The organism is Frankia sp. CcWB2, assembly GCF_977927585.1.
In genome coordinates this window covers 1-7980 of the sequence record NZ_CDWRCM010000199.1, presented here as the reverse complement: position 1 = coordinate 7980, position 7980 = coordinate 1, and the positions used below count along the sequence as shown (strand labels likewise).

Sequence of the window (7980 nt, the reverse complement as noted above, 5' to 3'; positions counted from 1 at the left end):
CCGGTGAAGTCTCCCGGGAAGGAACCCTGGCCGGTGCCGGGCGACCGGACTCCCGGCGACCAGCGCGACACTCAGAGTCGACGACACTCGACTCCGCCAGACTGTATCAGTTCGATGTCCGACACGCTCCCCTGATCATCTCCCGCCCGATCGCGACCGTCGAGGTCGTGGTCCAGCCGGCAGGCATTCTCTGCGATCCGGGCGCTCTATTTCTGTTCCATGAGTTCCGCATAAACCACTGCGACAGGAGAATTCCCCGTCGCCATTCCGTCCAGGTCCGCAGTCTGGCTTTCTCCGTGCGGACGTCTTACCCACGCCGTCGGCGTTCGGTGCCTGTTCACGAGCAGCCCCCTCAACCAGCCTCCCCTCAACCAGCCCGATCGGAGACATCGTCTGCGCCCGAGACGAAGGGGCATGATGACCTCTGCCATCCCCATTCCTGGTGAACGTGCTGCTCGGCCTGCTCGGAGTCGCGGGCGGCCACGTGAGCCGGCGCCGATGGCTATGATCGCCAGAAAGTCCAGGATGCGGGAAGCACAGTCCACATGCTGGAACGCCGCTGTACGGCCGTCCCGGCGGTTGGCGGCGAGTGGTCGTGTACGTCGGGGAGAACCCGGAGAAGGAGTTCGAGGAGCCGCCATGACCAACGCCGCTCCACCCGCCGCTGCGGTGCCCGGTCTCGCCGCCCGAGCCGGCGCCGTGCGCACCTCGCCAGTGCGGGAGATCCTCGCGCTGACCGCCCGCCCGGAGGTGATCTCCTTCGCCGGCGGTCTACCCGCTCCCGAGCTCTTCGACGCCGACGGGATCCGGCGCGCCTACGACCGGGTGCTCGCCGAGGAGCCGCGGCGCGTGCTGCAGTACTCCGCCACGGAGGGCGACCCGGACCTGCGCCAAGCGGTCGCGGACCGCCTGGCGCGCCGCGGCCTGCCCACCCGAGCGGACGACCTGCTGATCACGAAGGGCTCGCAGCAGGCCCTGACGCTGCTGTCGGCGGCGCTCGTGGAGCCGGGTGACGCGGTCCTCGTGGAGGATCCGACCTATCTGGCTGCCCTGCAGTGCCTCGGCCTCGCGGGTGCCCGGGTGGTGCCCGTCCCCACCGACGAGCACGGGATCCTCCCCGACCGGCTGGCGGAGACGGTGGCCCGCGAGCGTCCCAGGCTGCTCTACCTGGTGCCGACCTTCCAGAACCCCACCGGTCGGACGCTGTCCGCGGCGCGCCGCGCGGCCGTCGCCCGGGTGGCCGCGGAGCAGGGCCTGTGGATCGTCGAGGACGACCCCTACGGTGAGCTGCGCTTCCAGGGCACGCGGGAGCCGTGGATCGCGTCGTTCGCCGACGCCGCCGACCGCACCGTCCTGCTCGGCAGCTTCTCCAAGATCATGGCCCCAGGGATGCGACTGGGCTGGCTGCGGGCCCCGGCCATGCTGCGGCGGGCCTGCGTGATCGCCAAGCAGGCCGCGGACCTGCACACCTCCACGGTCGATCAGGCCGCCGCCGCCCGGTATCTGGCCGACGCCGACCCCGACCTGCACATCGCGCGGATGTGCGCCGCCTACCGCGAACGCCGCGACGCGCTCCTCGACGGGCTCGCCTGGGCACTGCCGCCCGGGAGCAGCTGGAACCGGCCCGAGGGCGGCATGTTCGTCTGGGCCCGCCTCCCCGACGGTCACGACGCCACCGCCCTGCTGCCCGGCGTGGTGGAGCACGACGTGGCCTACGTTCCCGGTGCTCCTTTTTTCGCGGGGCCGCCGGACCCCGCGACGCTGCGCCTGTCCTTCACCACGCACCCGCCGGTGGAGATCACGGAGGGATTGACGCGGCTGGCACGGGCGTTCGGAGTATGACCGTCATCCCTGACCGGGTGCCGGTGCCGGCCCGACACGAGCCGGCGGAGATCGGCAAAACGGCGGGGATCGACGGAAAGGCGGGGATCGACGGAAAGGCGCTTAGGCGAACACGTCCTGCAGCCAGTCGGTCCAGGCCTGGGTGGTCTTCGCCTGGTCGGCGCCGGGGGCGAACAGGTGCAGGGCGATGCCGATCGGGGCGCCGAAGGCGTTGCGGCCGAAGAAGCGGTACAGCCCGTCGCCGGTCCGCAGGCCGAGGAAGTGGGGATGCAGGTAGTCGACCACGGCGTCCAGCGGGTCGATGCCCGGGAGGGTGACGCGCAGCGCGTCGCTCTGGCCGACCTCGTCGGCGACGCCGAGCTCGCGGCGCAGCCGGACGAACGCGTCCGGCGCGGTCGAGGACGCCGGCGCGTCGGCCGCGACGTAGGTCACCGGCCGGCGGCTGAAGTACCGCAGGTGCTGGCCGAGCGTGTGCAGGTAGAAGTCGGTGTGCTGGCTGGCGCCGTCGTACTGGTTCTCCCAGTCGTCGACGAAGATCCCGCTGTGGACGTAGCGGAAGGAGGTCATGCCGCCGTCCCGGCCCTCGATCACGTGTTCCAGCTGGTTGAACCAGCCGTCCGCACCCTCCACCCGGGTGACGAGGTGGTGCGGCGGGTCCCAGACGGTGACCGTGCCCCCGAAGGGCGCTGCGCCACCCTGCCGGGGCTCGAACTCCATCGGCCACAGCCATCCGCCGTTACCGGTGGTAACGGCGTCCCAGTACTCCTCCGGGGAGGTGGGCAGCACGCCCTCGCGGCGGATCTCGAACTCACGGGACATCTCTAGTTCTCCTTGGTTGCGGTGGGGCCATCGGTTCCGGTGGGGCCGGCTGCGTTGGTGGGACTGTCGGTGCCGGTGGGACCGGCGGTGCCAAGGCCGAGGACGTCCTCCCCCGCATCGGACCCCGCATCGGATCCGACAGCCACCCGCTCGGGCCGCGTGACGCTCGGGTGCAGGGCGATGACGAAACGGTGGGAGCGCCCGCCTTCGGCGGTGGTGTCGTGGTACCTGCCGACGAGGGCGGCAACCGTCTCCCCGAGCTCCGTGGCGAACGCGGCGCGGTCCGCGGCGGAAGCGAATCGGATCTCGCTGTCGATCGCGAACGTCGCCAGCCGCTGCCGGGCAGCGGTGGCACCGGTGATGAGGTCGCCGACCTCCCGCACCAGCCGGGCACCGAGCGCGAGCAGCCATCGGGCAGAGCGCTGATCCGGCGACCGGCCGGGATCCGGGGCGACCGCCGGCAACGCGGTCGGCGAGATCACATAGGAGGCCGCCGTCGCCCGTAGTACGCGCTCGGTGCAGTTGCCCCTTCTGCGTTCCTCGACGAGTTCGACCAGCCCGTGACGCTCCAGGGCCCGCAGGTGGTAATTGACCCGCTGACGTGACAGCCCCACGGGAGCGGCCAGGGTGCTGGCCGAACCCGGCTCCGCGAGCGCGGCCAGCAAACTCGCCCGGACCGGGTCGAGCGCGGCCCCCGCGGCGGCCGGGTCATCGATCACTGCGACCTCCAACATGCGCCTCATCGTCCTACCGAAAATTTTCCTTGTCAAGGAGGATGATCCTGTCGGGGCAGATTCGGGGCAGATTCGGGGCAGGTACGGAACGACCGTCGCGCCCCTCCGCGAGTCATCGCCCGAATGGCGGGGCATAGGTTCGTCCTGGAATGCCACCCGGGCTCGCGGAGGTCGGGACGGCCCCGTCCCGGGCCTGAAGCCCGTCCGTGCGGGCCAGAACCAGTCCGGCCCGCGGTCACGAGAGGCAGGACGCAAGAGCCGATGTCGACGTTCGGGCCGGACTCCTCCGTGCCATCCACGCCCCACCCGACCGGACTACCGGACGGGCGCGACGGCCGCCCGTCGGCGTCGGCGGAGAACCGGCCCGCGCCGCGGCACGCCCGGCCGGCCCCGCGCCGGCTGCGGGTCGTCCGCGTCACCCCGCTCACCGGGGACATGGTGACGGTGACGCTCGGTGGGCCGGCGCTGGCCGGATTCTCGCTGCCCCGGGCCGCGCAGCACGTGAAGATCTTCCTGCCGGCCGACGGGCAGACCGAACCGACCGTTCCGGGCTGGGGGCCGGACGGACGACCCGTCTTCCCGGCGGGTGCGCCCCGCCCGATCGTGCGGACCTACACCCCGCGCCGGTTCGACGCTGAGGCCCTCGAACTGGAGATCGAGATGCTCCTGCACGGCGAGGGCCCGGCTGGGCGGTGGGCGGGTACCGCCCGGCCCGGTGACCATCTCGCCATCGCCGGACCGGGGGGTGGATACGAGGTGCGGACGTCGGCCGCGCACCACCTGCTCGCCGCCGACGAGACCGGCCTGCCCGCGCTGGCGACGGTGCTGGAACGGCTACCCACTCGGGTACCGGTGACCGTGGTGGCGGAGGTTCGCGACGCCGGCCGCCAGCGGGCTCTCCCGGTCACCCCCGCGACGACCGTCACCTGGCTGCACCGTAACGGCGGGGTTCCCGGCGCACTGCTGGCCGAGGCCGTCGAGGCCATACCCCTGCCCGCCGGCACCGCGGCCTGGGTGGCCTGCGAGGCCACGGCGGTACGCCGGATCCGCCGTCACCTGCTCGCCTCGGGGCTGGACCGCGCCGACCTGTCGACCCGTGGCTACTGGCGGCTGAGCGCGGCGGACCATCCCGATCATGACTACGGGGAGGGCGAGGCGGCGGATGTCACCCGCGGCGGCGAGGGACGGATCGATCGGCTGCGCCGCACCCTCGGGCCGCTGAAGCAGCGTGCCGAAACCACCGCGCGCGGCCTCGGCGCGACCGTGAAGGCCCGCGCCGCCGAGCGCCGGCGGTGACCGGGTCGGCACCTGCTTCGACCACCCGATCCTCGACCACCCGATCGTGGGTGCGGCATTTCGGTGGGACGCGTCCCAGGGCCCTCGCCCGCCAAACTCGCCCGCCAAACAACCCGTAGCCGACGCAACCGGGCTCCGTCACGGCGGGCAACCCGACCGCATGGCAGGCTGGTCACGTACCAGCGCGCACCGCCCGACCACGGGGATCCACCGCGCCACGGCATTCCATTCCGACAAGCCGTCGCACGGGCAAGGCGACGAACGGACCGGACGACGGCGCTCGGGGACGACCCACCGGGGAACGACGGCACGGGGTGGCGGGTCGACCCGGCACGCGAATGGTGCCCGTCGGCGAAGAGGGGCCCATGACGGAGGACAGCGCGAGACCCCCTGCCGGGCCTCCCATCGTCGGGGAACCCGGGTCGGTGAATCTGCCGGCTCCCCGGGTGACCGCGCTACCCCGGCGGGGTCCGGCGGCCGGCGCCCACCGTGATCCGCTCCGGCTCCCGCACCTGGTCGGCCCGCCCCCCGGGTCGACCCCGCCCCTCCTGGGCGCGCCCAGCGTTCCCACGGGCCTGCGGGAGTGCGCCGGGTGCGGCGCGCCCGTGGCCCGGCCGGGCCAGGACGAGCAGGACGAGAGCGTCGCCCTGGAGGGCAGCTGCGCGGGATGCGGCCACCGCTACTCGTTCACCGTCAAGCTGCGACCGGGCGAACGGGTCGGCCGCTACACCGTGCACGGCGTCATCGCGCACGGCGGGCTCGGCTGGGTATATGCCGCGACCGACGACAACCTCGGCGGCGACGACGTGCAGGCCTGGGTGGTGCTCAAGGGCCTGCTCGACGCGGCGAACCCGGAGGCGCGTCGGATCGCCGAGGGAGAGCGGCGCATCCTGACCACGGTGTCCCATCCGGGCATCGTCAAGATCCTCGACTATGTCACCCACCATGGCGAGGACTACATCGTCATGGAGTACGTGCCGGGGGTGTCCCTGGCCGGCCTGGCCGAGGTCGGGGTGGCGGGACCGGACGGGCGGTCGGCTCCGCCGTCGGCCGCCGATGTGATCCGCTACCTGCTGCGGGTGCTTCCGGCCCTCGGGCATCTGCATCGCCTCGGGCTAGTCTACTGCGACCTGAAACCGGAAAACGTGATGGTCACCGCCGAGGACGTCAAACTGATCGACCTCGGCGGGGCGCGCCGGCTCGACGACCGCGTGTCGGGATACCTGTCCACGCCCGGCTACCGGGCCCCCGAACTCGACGACGACGGGGAACGCCCGGCGGGCATCGCGCGCACCGCGCCCACGGTCACCACCGACATCTTCGCCGTCGCCCGGACCCTGGCCCGTCTCGTCCTCGGCCGGTTCCCGGGCTTCCTCGGCGCCTACCGGCACACCCTGCCGCCGCGCCGGGCCCATGCCCCGTTGCGGGACTTCGAATCCCTGGACCGGCTCCTGCGCCGGGCCACCGCGACCGATCCCGACCAGCGATTCCGGAGCACCACGGAGCTCGCCGACGAACTGGTGGGGGTGCTCTACGAGATCGTGGCCAGAACGGAGGGGCCGGTCCCCCCGTTGGCCAGCCGGTGGTTCGACGCCGTCGGGCATCCCACCGGGGAGGCGGGGCCCGCCGGGACCCCCGCATGGTGGGAGGTCCTCCCCGATCTGCGCATCGACCAGGACGATCCATGGGCGCCCGGACTGACCGCCGGTTCGGACGAGGAACCGGCCTCCCTGGCCACCCGGCTGGCGGCGATCGTCCCGAGGACCACCGAGGTGCGGCTATCCCTGGCCCGCGCCCAGATCCGGGCCGGGCAGCTCCATGAGGCGGCGGGCACTCTGGACGACGCGGCCGCGGAGCAGCCGCGGGAATGGCGGGTCGACTGGTACCGGGGCCTGCACGCCCTCGTCGGACGACAACCGGCCGTGGCCGCCGCGGCGTTCGACCGGGTCTACTCCCGGGTCCCCGGGGAGCTCGCTCCGCGCCTCGCCCTCGCGACCGCACTCGCGGACATGGCGACCACCACGACCACCACGGGCACCGCGGGCACCGCGGGCACCGCGGGCACCGCGCCTGAACGTGACGCGGCCCGGCACCGGGCCGCAGCCCTGTTCGACGTCGTCTCCACCATCGATCCGAGCACGACCAGCGCGGCGTTCGGGCTGGCCCGATGCCGGACCGATCCGGCCGACAAGATCGACGCTTATCTACGGGTCCCTCCGTCGTCCGCCGCCTACACCGCGTCGCGGATCCGCATGATCGGGGTGCTCGTCGGCCGGGCCACCCGACCAGACCGCGCGGCCTCGGGATCGGCGGCCCTGCACCGGGCGGCGACGATACTGGCCGATCCAAGGCTCGACCTGGGCGAACGACGCCGGGCCGAACTGCACCGTGACCTGTTCACCGCCGCCCTGGCCCTCGTCACGACCTACTCGTCCGCCTACCCGGCCGCCTACTCGTCCGCCTACCCGGCCGCCTACCCGGCCGCGGATGCGCCCCGGCCACCGACCCTGCTCGGTCGGGTCATGGTGGAACGGGACCTCCGCTTCGGACTGGCCGAGACCTACCGGGAGATGGCCCGGTTGGCCGGTGACCGGGCGAGCCGGGTCCGCCTCGTCGACCAGGCGAACCGCATCCGTCCCCGCACGCTGCTCTGACGTTGACATCCTTGCTCAGCCGTAGCTTCCTTGCTCATAGGCGCTGAGCTGCGGTGCGCAGGTGGTCAAGCAGGTCGTCGACGAGTTGCTGGGGACTCGCATGACCCTTCCCGTCAGCGGCGAGATGCCCCGCCAGGGCAAGGTCGGCAGCCCCGTGCGCGAGTGCCCGCACGAGAGATGCCACGCGCACCGGGTCACCTGCGGGCAACGCACCAAGCTGTTGGGCCGCGGTGACGGTATCGACGAGCATGGTCTGCGCGGCGTGGGCCGCTGTCAGGCCGCAGTGCTCAGCTCCCGCGAGTCGATCGACCAGGCGCCAAATACCAGCCTGAAGCGTGCCGGGTACTCCAGTGCCCAGGTGATGTAGTGGTGCATCGCCATGCGCAGTACCGCCTCGGGCGTCCTTCCACCACGCATCGCGGTGGCGAGCTCGGCGCCTTGCCGCTCCAACTCCCGGGCGGCGATCGCGGCGAGCAGCGCCTCCTTAACCCGGTACCGACGTCGCGCGCTGCAACCAGCTCTGGGACGCCAGCGCACGGCTTGCCGGTCTACCACCCGAACTGTAATAATCATCAGAGTTCGGGCACTAGGGCCTGTTTGGGAAGTATGTCCCGAGGCTGGCCGTGGATCTGATG

General features: G+C 72.4%; 7 protein-coding genes. 3 read left to right on the top strand and 4 right to left on the bottom strand.

All coding sequences use genetic code 11. The features are described from left to right. Positions 1 to 639 precede the first annotated feature (639 nt). Positions 640 to 1842: an aminotransferase-like domain-containing protein gene (locus tag ACY45C_RS17840; RefSeq protein WP_462188693.1), complete on the top strand. Its 1203-nt coding sequence runs from the start codon at positions 640 to 642 to the stop codon at positions 1840 to 1842. A 102-nt stretch (positions 1843 to 1944) separates the two neighbouring features. Here ACY45C_RS17840 and ACY45C_RS17835 read toward each other — a convergent pair whose 3' ends face one another. Together ACY45C_RS17835 and ACY45C_RS17830 are read right to left on the bottom strand one after the other, a co-directional pair. After that, positions 1945 to 2661, bottom strand: a complete 717-nt coding sequence (locus ACY45C_RS17835) for an SRPBCC family protein (RefSeq protein ID WP_462188691.1) — start codon at positions 2659 to 2661, stop codon at positions 1945 to 1947. A 2-nt stretch (positions 2662 to 2663) separates the two neighbouring features. Continuing rightward, positions 2664 to 3395, bottom strand: coding sequence for an ArsR/SmtB family transcription factor (locus tag ACY45C_RS17830; protein WP_462188690.1), 732 nt, complete (start codon positions 3393 to 3395; stop codon positions 2664 to 2666). A gap of 261 nt (positions 3396 to 3656) precedes the next feature. Between ACY45C_RS17830 and ACY45C_RS17825 the strand changes: the two genes are divergently transcribed. Together ACY45C_RS17825 and ACY45C_RS17820 are read left to right on the top strand one after the other, a co-directional pair. Next, positions 3657 to 4691 (top strand): siderophore-interacting protein, encoded by a 1035-nt coding sequence (locus ACY45C_RS17825; protein WP_462188689.1) that lies wholly within the window; start codon positions 3657 to 3659, stop codon positions 4689 to 4691. Positions 4692 to 5056: 365 nt separating this feature from the next. Beyond that, complete coding sequence (locus ACY45C_RS17820; RefSeq protein WP_462188688.1) at positions 5057 to 7345, top strand: serine/threonine-protein kinase; 2289 nt, start codon at positions 5057 to 5059, stop codon at positions 7343 to 7345. Between the two features lie 34 nt (positions 7346 to 7379). On the opposite strand, the gene ACY45C_RS17815 is transcribed toward ACY45C_RS17820, so the two are convergent. Beyond that, positions 7380 to 7595 carry a hypothetical protein gene (locus tag ACY45C_RS17815; RefSeq protein WP_462188687.1) on the bottom strand — a complete coding sequence of 72 codons (216 nt, stop codon included), beginning with the start codon at positions 7593 to 7595 and terminating at the stop codon, positions 7380 to 7382. Between the two features lie 23 nt (positions 7596 to 7618). Then, positions 7619 to 7918, bottom strand: coding sequence for a hypothetical protein (locus ACY45C_RS17810; RefSeq protein ID WP_462188686.1), 300 nt, complete (start codon positions 7916 to 7918; stop codon positions 7619 to 7621). Positions 7919 to 7980 lie beyond the last annotated feature (62 nt).

Excerpts from the sequence above, each read along its gene's own strand:
- ACY45C_RS17840 (WP_462188693.1), top strand. The coding sequence starts at position 640 with ATGACCAACGCCGCTCCACCCGCCGCTGCGGTGCCCGGTCTCGCCGCC.
- ACY45C_RS17835 (WP_462188691.1), bottom strand. The coding sequence starts at position 2,661 with ATGTCCCGTGAGTTCGAGATCCGCCGCGAGGGCGTGCTGCCCACCTCC.
- ACY45C_RS17830 (WP_462188690.1), bottom strand. The coding sequence starts at position 3,395 with ATGTTGGAGGTCGCAGTGATCGATGACCCGGCCGCCGCGGGGGCCGCG.
- ACY45C_RS17825 (WP_462188689.1), top strand. The coding sequence starts at position 3,657 with ATGTCGACGTTCGGGCCGGACTCCTCCGTGCCATCCACGCCCCACCCG.
- ACY45C_RS17820 (WP_462188688.1), top strand. The coding sequence starts at position 5,057 with ATGACGGAGGACAGCGCGAGACCCCCTGCCGGGCCTCCCATCGTCGGG.
- ACY45C_RS17815 (WP_462188687.1), bottom strand. The coding sequence starts at position 7,595 with ATGCTCGTCGATACCGTCACCGCGGCCCAACAGCTTGGTGCGTTGCCC.
- ACY45C_RS17810 (WP_462188686.1), bottom strand. The coding sequence starts at position 7,918 with ATGATTATTACAGTTCGGGTGGTAGACCGGCAAGCCGTGCGCTGGCGT.